Annotated in this window: 13 protein-coding genes; 5 read left to right on the forward strand and 8 right to left on the reverse strand. The window is 66.3% G+C overall.

The window, feature by feature from the left end; translation table 11 throughout:
• Genes AGI3411_RS01800 through AGI3411_RS01810 form a run of 3 tightly spaced genes read left to right on the forward strand, consistent with a single transcriptional unit; the run spans position 1 to position 4,106 of the window.
• On the forward strand, positions 1–2,622 hold the full coding sequence (locus AGI3411_RS01800) for a DUF2169 family type VI secretion system accessory protein (protein ID WP_129525726.1): 2,622 nt from the start codon (positions 1–3) through the stop codon (positions 2,620–2,622).
• On the forward strand, positions 2,619–3,677 hold the full coding sequence (locus tag AGI3411_RS01805) for a pentapeptide repeat-containing protein (protein ID WP_129525727.1): 1,059 nt from the start codon (positions 2,619–2,621) through the stop codon (positions 3,675–3,677). Before AGI3411_RS01800 ends, AGI3411_RS01805 begins: the two co-directional genes overlap by 4 nt.
• A gap of 45 nt (positions 3,678–3,722) precedes the next feature.
• A complete protein-coding gene (locus AGI3411_RS01810; RefSeq protein WP_043541587.1) occupies positions 3,723–4,106 on the forward strand; it encodes a DUF4150 domain-containing protein in 384 nt (127 codons plus the stop codon).
• Between the two features lie 15 nt (positions 4,107–4,121).
• On the opposite strand, the gene ccsB is transcribed toward AGI3411_RS01810, so the two are convergent.
• From ccsB to AGI3411_RS01825, 3 genes are all read right to left on the reverse strand, one after another.
• Entirely contained in the window at positions 4,122–5,486 is a 1,365-nt protein-coding gene (gene ccsB / locus AGI3411_RS01815) for a c-type cytochrome biogenesis protein CcsB (RefSeq protein ID WP_165359033.1), read from the reverse strand.
• An 8-nt stretch (positions 5,487–5,494) separates the two neighbouring features.
• Complete coding sequence (locus AGI3411_RS01820; RefSeq protein ID WP_208748002.1) at positions 5,495–7,573, reverse strand: cytochrome c biogenesis protein ResB; 2,079 nt, start codon at positions 7,571–7,573, stop codon at positions 5,495–5,497.
• Between the two features lie 117 nt (positions 7,574–7,690).
• Positions 7,691–8,392: a c-type cytochrome gene (locus AGI3411_RS01825; protein WP_129525782.1), complete on the reverse strand. Its 702-nt coding sequence runs from the start codon at positions 8,390–8,392 to the stop codon at positions 7,691–7,693.
• A 241-nt stretch (positions 8,393–8,633) separates the two neighbouring features.
• Between AGI3411_RS01825 and yihA the strand changes: the two genes are divergently transcribed.
• Complete coding sequence (gene yihA / locus AGI3411_RS01830; protein WP_129525728.1) at positions 8,634–9,257, forward strand: ribosome biogenesis GTP-binding protein YihA/YsxC; 624 nt, start codon at positions 8,634–8,636, stop codon at positions 9,255–9,257.
• Complete coding sequence (hemB, locus tag AGI3411_RS01835) at positions 9,254–10,270, forward strand: porphobilinogen synthase (protein WP_129525729.1); 1,017 nt, start codon at positions 9,254–9,256, stop codon at positions 10,268–10,270. The genes yihA and hemB overlap by 4 nt, the downstream gene beginning before the upstream one ends.
• A gap of 55 nt (positions 10,271–10,325) precedes the next feature.
• Here the strand turns inward: hemB and AGI3411_RS01840 are convergent, their stop codons facing one another.
• The 5 genes from AGI3411_RS01840 to AGI3411_RS01860 all read right to left on the reverse strand — a co-directional run bounded on the left by AGI3411_RS01840 (position 10,326) and on the right by AGI3411_RS01860 (position 16,006).
• On the reverse strand, positions 10,326–11,210 hold the full coding sequence (locus tag AGI3411_RS01840; RefSeq protein WP_129525783.1) for a DMT family transporter: 885 nt from the start codon (positions 11,208–11,210) through the stop codon (positions 10,326–10,328).
• A gap of 135 nt (positions 11,211–11,345) precedes the next feature.
• Positions 11,346–12,056 (reverse strand): ABC transporter ATP-binding protein, encoded by a 711-nt coding sequence (locus AGI3411_RS01845; protein WP_129525730.1) that lies wholly within the window; start codon positions 12,054–12,056, stop codon positions 11,346–11,348.
• Positions 12,057–12,093: 37 nt separating this feature from the next.
• Positions 12,094–13,866 carry a branched-chain amino acid ABC transporter ATP-binding protein/permease gene (locus tag AGI3411_RS01850; RefSeq protein ID WP_129525731.1) on the reverse strand — a complete coding sequence of 591 codons (1,773 nt, stop codon included), beginning with the start codon at positions 13,864–13,866 and terminating at the stop codon, positions 12,094–12,096.
• Positions 13,863–14,786, reverse strand: a complete 924-nt coding sequence (locus AGI3411_RS01855; protein WP_129525732.1) for a branched-chain amino acid ABC transporter permease — start codon at positions 14,784–14,786, stop codon at positions 13,863–13,865. The genes AGI3411_RS01850 and AGI3411_RS01855 overlap by 4 nt, the downstream gene beginning before the upstream one ends.
• A gap of 32 nt (positions 14,787–14,818) precedes the next feature.
• Complete coding sequence (locus tag AGI3411_RS01860; protein ID WP_129525733.1) at positions 14,819–16,006, reverse strand: ABC transporter substrate-binding protein; 1,188 nt, start codon at positions 16,004–16,006, stop codon at positions 14,819–14,821.
• Positions 16,007–16,054 lie beyond the last annotated feature (48 nt).

The following is a 16,054-nucleotide window of genomic DNA, read 5'->3' on the forward strand; positions in this document are numbered from 1 at the left end:
ATGAAGACCCTCAAGCCGTTCCGCCTGGGCCTGCTCACCCGGCCGTACCGATGGCAACGCCGCGACGTGCTGGGCGTATCGGTATCCGCGCTGGTCGATATCGCGAAGACGCCCACGCTGCTCATGGATCAGGAGCTGTGGAAGCTGGTAGGCGCCGAAGCCGGCGGCCTTCTGGATCTGGCCACCCCCAAGCGGCATCCGGAAGTGCTGGTCTCGGGCCACGCCTACCCGCACGATTCCAAGAGCCCCGGCTCTTGCGCCGTGCGCCTGAAGGTCGGCGCGATAGACAAGTCCCTGCTGGTATTCGGCGACCGCTATTGGCTGGATGGCAGGGCGACCGCCCCTCAGCCCTTTGACCGCATGCGCCTGGACTGGAGCCGCGCCTATGGCGGTCCGGACGTCGCCGAGAATCCGCTGGGCATCGGCGCCCGGGACGAAACCGTCAACGGCGTGCGCGTGCGCCGCCTGCCCAATATCGAACACCCGCTGCAACGCATCCACGATCCGGCGCAGCGCGTGGCGCCGGCGAGCTTTGCGCCCTTGGCCATGGACTGGCCGCAACGGGCGGCGCACTTGGGCCGCGAGTACGGGCAACAATGGCTGGAACATGATTTCCCCGGATTCGCGCCGGATATGGATTGGCGCTACTTCAACGCCGCGTCTCCCGACCAATGGGGGCCGGCGAACGCCGAGCTGGCGGGCGGCGCGGAATATGCATTGTGGAACATGCATCCCGATCATCCCGTGCTGCGGGGCCGGCTGCCCGACTGGCGCGCCCGCTGCTTCGCCAGCCGCCAGGCGGACGGCGGCGCGCTTGAAGAAATTCCGCTGCGCCTCACCACTGCCTGGTTCTTTCCGGATCACTTGCGAATGGTGCTGATCTGGCATGGCGCCTTGTCCATCCGAGAAGATGATGCGGCCGACATCCGGCACATCATGCCCGCCATGGAACATGCTGGCCAGGCGCGCGATACTGCCCACTACGAAGCAGTGGTTCGGCAGCGGCTCGACCCGGAACTTGGCGCCGTCTACGCCCTGCAGGATGCGCAACTCGTGCCGGAGGCAATTTGCGGCGAGCTGCCTCACGTCGATATGGACGCCGCGGTCCAGCGTCCTTCGCGCAAGAGAATCCATGCGGGCGCGGCTCGGCGCCATGCCAAGGAACGCGAGTCTTTACTCGCACAAGGCCTGGATCCGGACCTATACATGCCTCCCCTGGATCCGCCGCCCGCTTCGCCGAAACTGGCCGACATGCCGCAGACCGTCATGCGCTTGCGGGACGAGCTGGAAGAGGCCAAGCGCCTTGCCGCCGGCCCCGCCGCGCGCGCGCTGGCCGATCCCAACCTGCCGGTCATGGCCGAAGTGTCCGGCGTAGACATCGACACGCTGCGCAAGCTGGACGGCGAAGGCGAACTGTCTCCCGGTTTCGATCCCCGCAAGGTAAAGCGGCATCTCGCCGAGTTCGACGCCAGCCCGCACGCGCAGGCCGAACCCGGCGCCGAAGCCGGCTCGCCGCCCCCCCTTTCACAGACACTCACTCCCCAGGTGCATCAGGCCTACCAGCAGTCTGCGCACCATTTCGCCGCGCCCCCGCCGATGTCGCCGCTGCGCGCGCAACGCACCCGCCGCAAGCTGGATGCGCGCCTGAAAGGCGATCGGGACTGCAAGGACATGAATCTCACCGGCGCCGATCTGTCCGGCATGGATCTTTCGGGGGTCAATTTCCAGCGCGCGATCCTGGCCGGCGCCAGGCTCATGGATGCCCGGCTGGACGGCAGCGACCTGACCGATGCGGTGCTGACCGGCGCCGACCTTACCCGCGCCGGCATGCGCGGCGTCAACCTGACGCGCGCCAACCTGGGCCGAACTCGTTGCGTACAGGCGGACTTTGCGCAAAGCCAGGTCAAGGAGACGATCTGGGATCATGCGGACTGCGAACGCTGCAGCTTTCTCGGCAGCGCGTGGCGGCTGGGCCGACTGTACCAGGCGCGCCTGCGCGAATGCGACTTTTCCCGCGCGACATTCGAACAATGGGCCGCCATGAGCGCCACGCTGGCGAACTGCCGCTTCCAGCAGGCGCGGCTCGATCAATGCGTATTCATGCAAGGCGCGCTTGCCGACGCCGACTTCGCCAACGCGGATCTGGTGCGCGTGAGCTTCATGGACGTGGACTTCTCGGGTCGCTTCAGCCTGGAAGACGCCAGCCTTGACGGCTGCGCGTTCGCGGGGCGCGTCGAGATCCCAGGCGCCTGCCTGCGCCGCATGCGGTTCAAGCATGGCAGCGCGCGCGGGGCCGTCCTCAGTGGGGCCGACATGCGCGGCGCCCAGCTGGCCGCGAGCGACTTCTCGGAATGCCGTCTGCAAGACGCAGACCTCACCGGCGTGACGGCTCCCGATACGCACTTCGTGCGCGCGGATTTCACCGGCGCCCGCCTGCGCAACGCCAACCTGATCAACAGCCTGCTCGGCAAGGCCGTCCTCTTGCACGCCGATCTGACCGGCGCCAACCTCTTCCGCGCGGACGTTGCGCAAGCCCAGATGGACGGCAGCACCGGGCTGGGCGACACCTACACCCTGGGCGCCAAGCGCTGGCCCGCCCGGCAGCGGGAGAATGCCGCGTGAACCTCGACCGCTTGATGGACTGCGTGCAGCATGGCGAACCCATAGAACACGTCAGCCTGGCCGGGGCGGATCTCTCCGGCCTGGACCTGGCGGGCGCCTTCTTCAATCATGTGGATTTCGGCGGCGCCAGGATGATCGACAGTCAGTTGCAGGACAGCCAGTTCCTCGGCTGCGACATGGCGGGCTGGAATGCGACCGGCGCCAACCTGGACATGGCGAGGCTGTTCCGTTGCCGCGCCCCCCGCGCAGTGCTCGATCGCAGCCGGATGCATGGCGCCAATTTCATGGAATGCGAGTTGGATGGCGCCAGCCTGGAGCAGGCCTGGCTGAAGGAATCCTCGTTCAACGCCACCTCGTTCGAGGGAGCGTCGTTACGGAGCGCCCGCCTGGACCGCGTCGTGTTCACAAAAAGCGCATTGGCGGGCGCGGACCTGTCCCAGGCCCAGGTGAGCTTTACGCTGTTTCATCAACTGGATCTGCGTAGCTGCGTACTGGCGGGCGCCAATGCGGAAAGCACCATGTTCATCGAATGCGACCTGACCGGCCAGGACTTCGCCTCGCAAGCCTATCCGCTCTGCCATTTCACGGACTGCAAGCTGGACTCGGCCGATTTCCGCAATGCCGACCTGCGCCAGGCCGGCTTCAAGGGCGCATCGCTGCGCGGCGCGCGCTTTACCGGCGCGTCCGCCCCGCAGAGCCTGTTCCCCTTGGCCGATCTGAGCGGAGCCGATCTGCAGGGGGGCCGCTTCGACGGCGCCATCTGGGTCGACGCGACCCTGGACGGCGCGTCGTTGCGCGGCGCCAGCCTGTGCTTGGGCGTATTTCAGCGCGCGCGCTGCGCGGACACCGATTTCCGCGGCGCCAACCTGGCCGACGCCGATTTCTCGCTGGCCGACCTTGGCCGCGCCGACCTGCGGGACGCAACGTTCATGCGCACGCGTATGCATCGGGCACTGACGCCAGGCGCACAGTGGACGCAGCGCCACGGCATCATCGAAAACGACGCGCCTTTGCTCGAAGCCGAACTGTGGTCGGCGGGACGCGCAACGGCCTGACCCGGCGCGGCATCGCCGCGCCGCCATCGAACAAGGAGGAATGACATGCTTGCCGTCTGCCAATTGCCCAGCCTGGCCGTGGGATTTCCCGACGTCTGCAAAACGCCCGTGCCGCCGGTGCCGCATATCGACACGGCGACGTCGTCGATGGGCGTCCCGGTAGTATGGAACGTGTGGCTGATGTGCGCGCCGGTGCACAATCTGGCCACGCCGGTGCCCGTGACGCTGGGCGATACCGCGGGAGTGGGCGGCGGCGTGATCTCTCAGACCTTCATGGGCCAATCGCGCTATATGACCGGTGCGTACAGCATGCTGGTGCGCGGCGCGCCCATCGTCCGCATGACCAGCCTGACCCTGCAGAACAACGTCAACGCGCCCGGCTTCAAGGCCTTCTCGTCGCAGCCCGTCATGGTCGTCATGACCGCATGATCGGGCGGCGCCCGGCTACAGCTCCCCGTAGGAGTGCAGGCCCGACAGGAACATGTTCACGCCCAGGAAGGCGAAGCCCGTGATCAGCAGGCCCGTCAGCGCCCAATAGGCCGCCATGGTGCCGCGCAGCCCCTTGATCAGGCGCATGTGCAGCCAGGCCGCATAGTTCAGCCAGACGATCAGCGCCCAGGTCTCTTTCGGATCCCATTGCCAGTACGCGCCCCACGCGTCGGCCGCCCACAGCGCGCCGAGAATGGTGGCGACCGTGAAGAACGCGAAGCCGACCGCGATGGCGCGATACATGATGTCATCCAGCACTTCCAGCGACGGCAGCGCCGCGGCGATGCGGCGGCGGCCCAGCAGGATGGCGCCCACGATCACCGCCCCCACGCCGAAATACAGCATCCAGGTGGCCGACAGGCCATCGGTGCGGAACACCATGGGCTCGGCGCACAGCAGCACGCCCAGCACGAACAGCGGCGCCAGCTTGGCCCACGATGTGGTCTGCCCGTGCTGCTTGATCAGGTAGGCGAAACCGACCATGGCGGCCAGCGAGAACGTGCCGTAGCCGATGAAGTTGGCCGGCACGTGCAGCTTCATCCACCAGCTCTTGAGCGCCGGCACCAGCGGCTGGATCTGCCCCGCATCGCGCGTGAACGAATACCAGAGCAGGAACACGACGGCCGACGTCACCACCAGCAGCACGAAGCCGCCCAGGGCGCGCGTGGCGTACTTGCGTTCGTAGTACAGGTAGAACAGCGCCGTGATCAGGGAAAAGAGCACGAACACTTCATACAGGTTGCTGACGGGGATGTGGCCCAGGTCCGGCCCCATCAAGTGCCCCTCGCGCCAGCGCACCAGCAAGCCCGTGCAACCCGCGAACACCGCGCCCCAGGTCAGCGCCGTGCCGAGCCAGGCGGCGGTGGGGCTGAAGACCCCGATCCAGTAACACACCATGGCCAGCGCGAACAGCGCGCACATCCAGAGAATGGCGGATTGCGAAGAGAACAGGTATTTCAGGAAGAACACCTGCTCGGCGCGGGCCAGGTCGTTGCCATACAGCACCAGGGCCAGCCCGGCCGCGATGGCACAGGCCACCATCAGATGGCGCAACGGGCGCCACAGCCAGCCCATCCAGGCCAGCGCCGGCACGGTGCCGCAGAGGATGATCTTTTCGTAGTAATCCATCGCGCCGCTGTAGCGGGTCAGCGCGAAGGCGGCGCCCACCGCCAGCAGCAGGAAGAAGACGATATCGGTCCAGTCGGGCTTGCCGCGCTGCGCGCGGCCGTCGCCGGTTTCGGACAGGCTGTCCTGCCAGAGCAGGTCGGGCGGCGCGGTCAGCGTTTCCGGCGTCGAGGGATGCGTGGTGGTCGTGGACATAGGGAACCTTAAGACCTCTTCTGGCGCAGCAGCGCCTGCTTGAAGCGTTCGAACTCCTGGTTGAAGTCCAGTGTACGCTTCTGGGACGTCATGGCCGCCAGGACGCTGCTGCCGCTGTCTTGCGGCTTGATCCAGATCCAGATGCGACGGTCTCGAATATAGAACATGGAGAAAACGCCCAGGACCAGCAGCAGGCTGCCCAGGTACACGGTGTTCTTGCCAGGCGTGCGGCTGACCTGGAAAACGCTGGCCTGCACGTGCTTGAAGTCCGCCAGCGACAGGAATACCGGCGCCGGGTACACCGTTAGGTCCGATAGCGCCGCCACGGCCAGGCGCGACCAGACCGCGGCGCGTTCACCGTCCGGCCCTTCGGCGGCCACCGGCGGCAGGCCGGCCCGTTCGCGCTCGATCGCCCGCAACTCGTTCATGCTGGCGCCGATCAGCCGGATCACTACGTCGGCGGCCCGTTCCAGGTCTTGGGAGGGGGTATTGGCCTGCAAGAACTGCGCCACGGCCTGCAGGCCGCCTGACGCGAACGTGTCCAGCGCGCGTTCCGCGGCCGTCTGCAGGGGCTGACGATCCGTCCCCGACGGGCTGTTGCGCTCCGCGAAGCGGCGGGCCGCCTCCTGGCGCGCCGCCGGATCGGACAGCGTGGCGCGCAGGCGCATGAATTCGGCGATGGAGCTGTCCTCGTCCGCGGGGATGCGCAGGTAGCGGAACGGCTCGGACGCGTTGTTGCGCACCCCGGCCAGGAACACGCTGGCGCCGTCCAACTGGACGGGCAGCATGTAGTTCTGGAATTCGTGGGCCTGGCCGGCATCGTCGATCAGCTTGTATTCAACGCTGGGCCCCACGTTGCGCAGGTTTTCGTTCTTCTTGCCTGCGGCGCTGCCGGACACCGACGCCACATGGTCGGCAAAACTCTGGTTCCCTCCCTTGGGATCGCCTCGGGTCAGGTCTTCGACGTTGATTGGCCGTAACGCGGTGATCTCGATGCCCATGCCGCGCGGACCGGACGCTGTGTGAGCGGTTACTTCCGTTTTCTTGCCCACCGTGCCGTCAACGGTGAAGGGCACGGCATCCGAACCTACTAGCGGATAGCCTTTCAACGCCACCGTGCTGCCGCCGTCGTCGAAGCTGGACTGGTAGACAGTCATGCCCTTGAAGCGCAAGGGCTCGTTGACCTCGATGGTGGAATCGAAGGTCTTGCCGGTATCGGGATCGGTTACCTCCACTTCGCTGGCAAAGCGGCTGGGCATGCCGGTGGAGTAGTAGTCGACCACGAACTTCTTGAGCCGCAGCGTAAATGGCATCGGCTGCACCAGAGCGCCGTCGCCCACCATCACGACCGCCGTGCTGGCCTGCCCGCCCTCGGGCACCAGCACGCTGGCGCGGAAGCTCGGGTTGTCGACCGACAGGCGCCCGCTATCCGGCACCTCGGAGATCAGCATGTTCTCGACGATGGGCTTCTTGCCCCCGAACATGACCTGCAGGCGCACCGGCAGCTCGCTATCCAGCAGCCCGCCGATGCAGATGATCACCATGGCCGCGTGGGCGAACACGTAGCCTAGCCGGTTCGCGCTGCCCTTCTTGGCTGCCAGCAGCACGCCGTCCTGGTCTTGGCGTTCGCGCACGGCGTAGCCCAGCCGGCCCAGCAGGGCCTTCAAGCCCGCCACGGTCTGCGGTACATCGGTGGGCGCTTCGGTTTCCACGCGGTGCGGGAAGGCGCGCAGGCTGCCGGCGCGGACGTGCTCGCGGAACGAGCGCGCGTCACGCAGCATCTTGGGCGCGTTGCGGATCAGGCAGACCGAGGTCGACACGACCAGGAACCCCATGATCAGCAGGAACCACCAGCTGTTGTAGACGTGCCAAATCGAGAACTTGTCGAACACTTCGAACCAGAACGGGCCGAACTGGTCGATGTAGTTGCTGGACGAGCGGTTCTGCTGCAGCACCGTCCCCACCAGGCTCGCCACGCAGATGAACATCAGCAGGCTGACGGCGAAACGCATCGAACCCAGCAATTCGAAGAAATCGCCAGGCAGGGTACGCAGGGAAGGTCGGGAGTGGGTTCGAGTCGAATTCATGAAAAAAGGGGGGCCGCGCTATCGGCTACCCCCCTCATAGACAGCGCATGGCGGAACGAGGTTCCGCTATGCTCAGTTGCAGAACGCGGACCGGCCGCGCACGTTGCGGGCAAGCGCCTACCGCAAGCCGGCCGCGTAGTCCGACACCGCCTTGATATCGGCATCCGACATGCGGTCGGCAATCGCGAACATGATGTCGTTCTTGCGGTCGCCGCTGCGGAACAGCTTCAGCTGCTCTTCGATATACATCGGGAACTGGCCCGACAGGCGGGGGTACTGGGCGGGCATGCCCGCGCCATTGGCAGAGTGGCACGCCGCGCAAGCCGGGACATTGCGTTCGGGCAACCCGCCGCGCCAGATTTTTTGACCCAGATCAACCAGCTTCTCATGGCCAGCCGTGGCCGGTTCCTTGAGGGGCTGCTGCGCCAGGTACAGCGCAATGTTCTGCATGTCGGCCGACGTCAGGTTCTGCGCCATGGCCGTCATCGGGGTCGGATTGCCCTCGGGGCCATTGCGCACCGGCACCTTGGCGCCCGGCTTCACCTGGAAGTCCGCTAGCTGCTTGGCCAGGTATTCGTGCGGCTGCGCGGCCAGGTTGGGATTCACCGGGATGGTGCTATTGCCCGCCGCGCCATGACAGGACGCACAGGCGATGATGCCTCTGGCCGCGTCGCCTTGGTCAAACAGCTGCCCACCCTTGGCGGCATCTGGTTTTACCGGGCCCGCAGCGCCTTCGGCGGCGAAACTCGTAGTAGATAAGGCGGAGGCGCCGAGCAACAGCCCGCTCGCAACCAACATCCGGGACAGCACACGCTTCATGAAGACCTCGACGATCGCATCGATCAAGGCGCAAAAAGGCGCCCACGCCTGCCCGCACACCCTGGAATGCCGTATCGAACCTGTTTTGCCTATCCTGCCTGCGATGTTGCTGCAAACTTGCCCAATCAGACTTCAGCAAGCTGGCGAGTAAGCAAAAAAGACGGCTCCGCGCACGGGGACCACTGTTGCAAACGCCGGATTATACAATAGGGCTCGAAACCAACCGTATCCAAAGCCATCCGTGTCCCTCCTACATCGCGCCTCCTTCTTCACTTCCGCGGCTCGCCTCGACCAGTTGCCGGCCGCCGGCGCCCCCGAGGTCTGCTTTGTCGGCCGCTCGAACGCCGGTAAATCCACGGCCATCAACGTGCTGTGCAACCAGCGCCGTCTTGCGTTTTCCAGCAAGACGCCAGGCCGCACGCGGTTGATCAATATGTTCGGCCTGCCCGACCCCCTGGATCCGGAAGGCCACATCGGCTTTCTCGTCGACCTGCCCGGCTACGGTTACGCATCCGTGGCTCGCGATGAGAAAGAAAAATGGGCCGACATCCTGGGCGGCTATCTGCGCGACCGCGAATCGCTGGCCGGCATCGTGCTGCTCATCGATATCCGCCGCGGCGTCACCGAACTTGACCGCCGCCTCGCCAATTTCATCGCCCCCACCGGGCGCCCGGTGCTGGCGCTGCTGACCAAGGCCGACAAGCTGCCCTACGGCCAGCGCATGCGCACCGTCTTCTCCGTGCGCAAGGACCTGGCCGATATCGGCGCCCTGCACACCGTTCCCTTCTCGGCGCCCGAACGCATCGGGCTGGAAGAGGCCGGCGCGCACATTGAAAACTGGATTTCTCCCAAGGTCGTACCATGAACCCGCAGATCATCTCCCCTGAATTCCCGGTATCCCGCCCCCGCCGCCTGCGCCGCGACGACTTCACGCGCCGTCTCGTCCGCGAGAACGCCCTGACGGTCAACGATCTGATCTATCCCGTGTTCGTGGCGGAAGGCTCCGGCCTGCAGCAGGCGGTGCCGTCGCTGCCCGGGGTGGTGCGTTATTCGCTGGACACGCTGCTGCCGGTGGCCGAAGAGTGCGTGGAACTCGGCATCCCCGTGCTGGCGCTCTTCCCCGCCATCGATCCCGCGCTCAAGACGCCCGACGGCATCGAGGCGACCAACCCCGAGGGCCTGATTCCCCGTGTCGTCCGTGAACTGAAAAAGCGCTTTCCCGAGCTCGGCGTGCTGTGCGACGTGGCGCTGGACCCGTACACCAGCCACGGCCAGGATGGCGTGATCGACGAGAACGGCTACGTCATGAACGAGCCCACGGTCGAGATCCTGGTCAAGCAAGCCCTCACGCAGGCCGAGGCCGGCGTCGACATGGTTGCTCCCAGCGACATGATGGACGGCCGCATCGGCGCCGTGCGCCGCGCGCTGGAGGCCAACGGCCACATCCACACGCAGATCATGGCCTACTCGGCCAAGTACGCCAGCGCGTTCTACGGCCCGTTCCGCGACGCCGTGGGCTCCGCGACCAACCTGGGCAAGTCCAACAAGATGGCCTACCAGATGGATCCGGGCAACCTGGACGAGGCGCTGCGCGAAGTCGCCGCCGACCTGCAGGAAGGCGCCGACATGGTCATGGTCAAGCCTGGCATGCCCTACCTGGACGTGCTGCGCCGCGTCAAGGACACCTTCCGGGTGCCCACGTTCGCCTACCAGGTCAGCGGTGAATACGCGATGATCAAGGCCGCCGCCGCCAACGGCTGGCTGGATCACGACAAGGTGATGATGGAAGCCCTGCTGGCGTTCAAGCGGGCCGGCGCCGACGGTATCCTGACGTACTTCGCGGTCGAAGCCGCGAAGCTGCTGAAGAGCCAGCGCTGATCCCACGGCGCGCGGCGGGCCGCCCTCGGGGCGCCGCCCGCGGCACGCGCCGGCGTCAGCCCTTCGCGGCCGCCTCCCTGCGCGCCGCCGGCGCGGTCCGGCGCAAGCCCAGCCAGGTACCGCCCAGCACGCAGGCCAGGCCCGCCACGTGCGTGGGCGTAACGTGCTCATCCAGGAACGAAGCCGCGAACAGCAGCCCGAAGATGGGCAGCCAGTTCACGAACAGGGCCGCGCGGCTGATGCCCAACCTGGCGATGCCGGCATTCCACAGGATGTTGCTGACCCCCGAGGCGATCACCGCCGAGAACAGCAGCACCAACCATGGCCACCAGGCCATCTGCCAAGTGCCGGCCTGGTAGGACGACGGCGTCAGCGCCGCGTGCACGACCAGCATCAAGCCGCCCGCCAGATACATGTACCAGAGCATGCCTAGCGGATCCATCATGCGGGACATCCGCTGGATGACCAGCCCGCCGCAGACGAACACCAATACTGCCAGGAACACGATCGCGTCGCCCCAGCCCGTCAGGCCGAATTGCGCGCCGCTGCCGGCCACCACCATCCCGACCCCGAGCAGCCCCAGCAGCGCGCCTGAAATGCGCACCAGCGTCAGCTTTTCACGGTAGAACAGGGCGGCGAGCAATGCGGACAGCAAGGGGCTCGTGGCCATGATGAGCGTGCCGTTGGCGGCCGAGGAAAACCTCAGACCCGATACCAGCGCCACCTGGTGCGCGTACACCACCAGGAAGCCCGCCAGCGCAACCCAGCCCAGCTCCTGGCGCCCAAGCTTGGGAATGCGGCCGCGGCGGGCCTTGATGATGAGTGTGACGGTAACGAACGCGATGACGATCCGCACGGCGGCCAGCGCCTGGATGTCCATGTGCACCGTCAGGTACTTGACCGAGACGATGTTCAGGCCCCAGGTGGCCATGACGAACATCAATTGAAGATAGATAAGACCTGTGCGGTCCTGGCTTGCATCAACTGTTGGGGACGTCACGGGCGCCGGCCTGAGGGGGTTGGACGCGCCGCCCACGCGGCGCAGCGGACATGGTATCGCGCCTCGCGCGCGGACTCAATGCGCGCCGAGGTAGGCGGCGCGCACGCTGGGATCGCGCAACAGTTCCGCGCCGGATCCGCTCAGCGTAATGCGCCCCGTCTCGAGCACATAGGCCCGGTCGGCCACGCCCAGCGCCTGGTTGGCCATCTGCTCCACCAGCACGATGGTCAGGCCATCGTCGCGCAGCTTGCAGATCGCGGTAAAGATGTCCTGCACGATCAGCGGCGCCAGCCCCAGGGATGGCTCGTCCAGGCACAGCAGCCGGGGTTCGCTCATCAAGGCGCGCGCCATCGCCAGCATCTGCTGCTCTCCGCCGGACAGGGTGCCGGCCAGTTGGTCCCGGCGTTCGCGCAGGCGCGGAAAAAGCCGGTATCCGCGTTCCACGCCCTCGGCCACCGCGGCCGGATCCCGGCGCCGCAAATAGGCCCCGAGCACCAGGTTGTCGTAGACCGTCTGGTCCGCGAAGACGCCCCGCCCTTCCGGCGACAGCGCCAGCCCCAGGCCGACACGCTGGTGCGCCGGCACCTGCGTGATGTCGCGCCCGTCGAACGTGACGCGGCCGCCCTGCACGGGCTCCAGCCCCGCCACGCCTTTGAGCAAGGTGCTCTTGCCGGCGCCGTTGGCGCCGATGATAGTCACGATCTCGCCGCCGCGGATCTCCAGCGATACATCGCGCACCGCCTGGATGGCGCCATACGAAATCTGCACGGATTCTAGTTTCAGCATCGTCTTACGGCCTGTTCATGCGTCATGTGGCCTGGCGTCAGGCCATACCGGTCCCGAGGTAGGCTTCGATCACCCGCTTGTCCGCCTGTACCTGCGCCGGCTTGCCTTCGGCGATCTTGATGCCGTAGTCCAGCACGATCACGTGATCCGAAATCGCCATCACCAGATCCATGTGATGCTCGACCATCAGCAGCGTGATGCCGCAGGACGTGCCGACCCGCAGAAGCAGTTCGCCCAGTTCCGCCGTTTCCTGGGGGTTCAGGCCCGCCGCCGGCTCGTCCAGCAGCAGCAGCGTCGGCTCCGTCGCCAACGCGCGCGCCAGTTCGACGCGCCGCTGCAGGCCATAGGGCAGGCTGCCCGCGGGCGTGCCGGCCAGATGGGCCAGGCCCACCAACCGCACCAGCCGGTACGCGTCTTCGCGCGCGCGCCGCTCTTCGGCGCGCGCCCCCGGCAACCCCAGGAGCGATGCCCAGAATCCGTTCTTCATGCGGCTGTGGCGGCCCAGCAGCACGTTGTCCAGCACCGACAGATCGCCGAACAGGCGCAGGTTCTGGAAGCTGCGGCCGATGCCGAGCGCGCAGATGGCGTGCGAACGCTCGCCCGCGATATCCGTGCCCCGGAAGCGGATCACGCCGGCATCCGGAATGACCACGCCGCTAAGCATGTTGATGAGCGTGCTCTTGCCGGCGCCATTGGGGCCGATCAGCGCATGCACGTGACCGCGCCGCAGGCAAAAGGAAATATCCTGCGCGGGCTTCACCCCGCCATACGCCTTGCACAGATTCTCGACCACCAGCAGCAAGTCTTCCTGGGCCGCAACGGGCGGCCGTTGCGCGGCCGGCGGCGCAGGCTCGCCGCTTTCCTGCGGCTGCGCATCCGCGGCCCGTCGCGCGCGCGGCGAAAACAGTCCCATCACGCCACCCGGCATGAAGTACAGCGCGAATAGCAGCAGCGCGCCATAAAAGAAATGCTGCACCGACGGCCAACGCGCCAGCAGCGCATCGATGATGGTCAGCGCAATGGCGCCGACGGCAGGCCCCGCCTTCGATCCCGCGCCGCCGAACAGCACCAGCAGCAGGATGAAAATGGACAGGTTGAACGTGATGAAATCCGAATTGATGTACTGGTTCTGCTGCGCCACCAGCGCGCCGGCGATTCCGCAGGTCACGGCCGCCACGACAAACGCGATGACCTTGGCGCGGTATACCCGCACCCCCACCGAGGACGAGGCGATCTCGTCGGCCTGAACGGAAAGCAGCGCGCGGCCGAAGCGGCCGTCCAGCACGTTGCGCAACAGCAGCTGCGTCACGACGCAAAGCACGAGCGCAAACCAGACCCACTGTTGGTTGGTGAAGGCGTTCCCGCCCCACGTCAGCGGCATGATGCCGAACAGTCCGGACGGCCCGCCGAAAAGATCCACCCATTCGGTGACGATCTTCTCCACGACGATGCCGAATGCCAGCGTCACCATGGCCAGGTAGGGCCCCTTCACGCGCAGCGACGGCAATGCGATCAGCACGCCAAATACGCCGGCCACCACCGGGGCAGCCGCCAGCGCCAGCCACGGATCGATCTGCCAGCGCGAGGTCAGCAGGGCCGCCGTATAGGCACCCGCCGCAAACAGGCCCGCCTGGCCCAACGACTTCTGGCCGGCGTAACCCACCAGCACGTTCACGCCCGCCGCGCACAGGTAGTACACGCAAGCCATGAAGACAATGCGCAAGTAGTAATCGTTGTCCACCAGCGCCGCGAACGCCGCGAGCGCCGCCGCCAACGCCACGGTAATCAGGGATTGTCCGTGCCGCTTCATACCTTCTCCACCAGTCGCTTGCCGAACAGGCCGGTAGGCTTGATCGCCAGCACCAGGATCACCAGCCCGAAAACCGCAACTTCACGCCACTGCGACTGCCACAGGTTCACGTACGATTCCAGGATCCCCAGCACGAAGCCGCCCAGCACGCAGCCGCGCGGGTTCGACAGGCCGCCGATCATGGCCCCGGAGAAGCCTTTGAGCCCGATAGCCAGGCCCATGAAAATCGAGGCCGACGTGATCGGCGCGACCAGGAATCCCGCCAGTCCGGCCAGCGCCGAACTCGCGAAGAACGCCCCGGTCATCACCGCGTTCACGTTGATGCCCATCAGGTTGGCCACGCCCGGATTCGCCGCCACGGCCCGCATCGCCTTGCCCAGTACCGTGCGGTTCATGACGCGGTCGAACAGCACCATGATGGCGACCGCCACCGCCAGCAGCAACAGCTCCTGGCTGCGCACGCCCGCGCCGAACACCCGGATGACCTCATCGCCGAAAGGCGCAGGCACGGTAACGGGCGCCGGCCCCCAGACCGCGAAGGCGGCGCTCTGCAGCAGGATGCCGAAACCAAGCGTGCTCATCACCCACGCCATCCCCGGACGCGAAGCGAACGGCTTCACGCCGAACACGTACAGCAGCACGCCCAGCAGGCCCATCGTCAGCACGGCAGCCAGTCCGGCCAGCAGGTACTGCCAGCCGCTCAGCGCCAGGTCCGTGAAGGCCGCCGTCGTGATCGGCTTTCCGGCGAACAGGAACAGCGCTCCCACGCCGACGAACGCGCCCACGGACACGAACTCTCCATGCCCGAAGTTCAGCGTCCGGGTGGTGGTGAAGGTGATGCTGAAGCCCAGCGCCACCAGCGCATACGCGCCCCCCACGGCCAGCCCGCTGACGAGCGCCTGCAACAATGTCGCCAACATGATGGCCCCTTATTCCTGTCGCCCGCCCGCGCTTACTTGGAAGCGGCGGCGGTCACGTCGTCCGCATAGGGAACCAGCTTGCCGTCCTGCCAGTGCGCCCACTTGTAGTCGCCCACCAGCAACGCGTCATGGACGGTGGCCGAGAACGGCTTGTTGTAGGTCTTCATGGCGCCTTCGTAGGTGCCCTGCAGGTTCTCCAGCGCCAGGCGCACCTTATCCCCATCGGTGGAATTGGCCTGCTTGATCGCCATGCCCAGCAGGTTCATGCCGTCGTAGGCGTGCGCCAGGAAGCCGAAGGCGGTGGGCGAAGTCATCTTGGCCGACACGCGGTCATACAGCTTCTGCTGCGCGGGCGTGCGGTTGTCGGTGATGGTGCGCAGGAAGAAGGGCTTCTCCGACAGCGTCTTGCCCGCTGTGTCGTAGAACGCGATGTTGTCCGCCGCCCAGGAAGTCAGCGTCAAGGGGAACCAGTTGATCTTCTCCATGCTGCGGAACACATGCGCGATCGGCGTGCTCTGCGCCCAGATCACCACCGTGTCCACGCCCGCGGCCTTCAGCTTGTTCAGCTGCGAGGTCATATCGGTGTCGGCCACGCCGAACTTCTCCACCGCGACCGCCTTGACGCCTTGCGCCGCCCCGACGGCCTCCAGATCCTTGAGCGCGCTCTGGCCATAGCCGGTGGTCTCGATCAGGAAGCCCACGTTCTTGACCTTGGGATTCTTCTTCAGGTAGCCGATCACGCCGTCCACCTGCTCGCGATCGACCATGCCAACTCGAAACATGTAGTTGTCGGCGCCCGCGCGCACGGGCTTGGTGATGTCGGTGCCCGAACCGATCGCCCCCATCACCGGAATCTTCTTCTGGTTCGGAATGTGCTTCCAGGCCAGCGCGTTGCCCGAGTTGGTCGGCCCCACGATCGCCACGACCTTCTCGTTGTCGATCAGGTCGCTCATGTTCTGGATCGACTTGGGCGGCTGCGACAGGTCATCGCGCACCACCAGCACCAGCTTACGGCCCAACAGGCCGCCGGCCGCGTTGATGTCGTCGATGGCGGTGCGCAGTCCCAGCACCGCCGCCTGCCCGCTTTGCGCCGAAGGCGAAGCCGACAGGTCGCCGTTGAAGCCGATCTTGATGTCCTGGGCCTGGGCCTGCGCGCCGATGGCCAGCGCGCATAGCATGGCGGCCTTGGACAAGGTAGAGAAAATCCCCGTTGCTTTCATCGCTGTCTCCTGTGTTTTTCAGATGTGCTGTAAGTCGATGATTGGACC

Origin of the sequence: Achromobacter agilis, from assembly GCF_900496965.1 — a bacterium.
GTDB classification, from domain to species: Bacteria; Pseudomonadota; Gammaproteobacteria; order Burkholderiales; family Burkholderiaceae_B; genus Achromobacter; species Achromobacter agilis.

Bases quoted from the DNA above. Each gene is read 5' to 3' on its own strand.
- AGI3411_RS01850 (WP_129525731.1), bottom strand. From the start codon at position 13,866: ATGAAGCGGCACGGACAATCCCTGATTACCGTGGCGTTGGCGGCGGCG.
- ccsB (WP_165359033.1), bottom strand. From the start codon at position 5,486: ATGTCCACGACCACCACGCATCCCTCGACGCCGGAAACGCTGACCGCG.
- AGI3411_RS01810 (WP_043541587.1), top strand. From the start codon at position 3,723: ATGCTTGCCGTCTGCCAATTGCCCAGCCTGGCCGTGGGATTTCCCGAC.
- AGI3411_RS01840 (WP_129525783.1), bottom strand. From the start codon at position 11,210: ATGTTCGTCATGGCCACCTGGGGCCTGAACATCGTCTCGGTCAAGTAC.
- AGI3411_RS01860 (WP_129525733.1), bottom strand. From the start codon at position 16,006: ATGAAAGCAACGGGGATTTTCTCTACCTTGTCCAAGGCCGCCATGCTA.
- AGI3411_RS01825 (WP_129525782.1), bottom strand. From the start codon at position 8,392: ATGAAGCGTGTGCTGTCCCGGATGTTGGTTGCGAGCGGGCTGTTGCTC.
- AGI3411_RS01845 (WP_129525730.1), bottom strand. From the start codon at position 12,056: ATGCTGAAACTAGAATCCGTGCAGATTTCGTATGGCGCCATCCAGGCG.
- AGI3411_RS01855 (WP_129525732.1), bottom strand. From the start codon at position 14,786: ATGTTGGCGACATTGTTGCAGGCGCTCGTCAGCGGGCTGGCCGTGGGG.
- hemB (WP_129525729.1), top strand. From the start codon at position 9,254: ATGAACCCGCAGATCATCTCCCCTGAATTCCCGGTATCCCGCCCCCGC.
- AGI3411_RS01800 (WP_129525726.1), top strand. From the start codon at position 1: ATGAAGACCCTCAAGCCGTTCCGCCTGGGCCTGCTCACCCGGCCGTAC.
- AGI3411_RS01820 (WP_208748002.1), bottom strand. From the start codon at position 7,573: ATGAATTCGACTCGAACCCACTCCCGACCTTCCCTGCGTACCCTGCCT.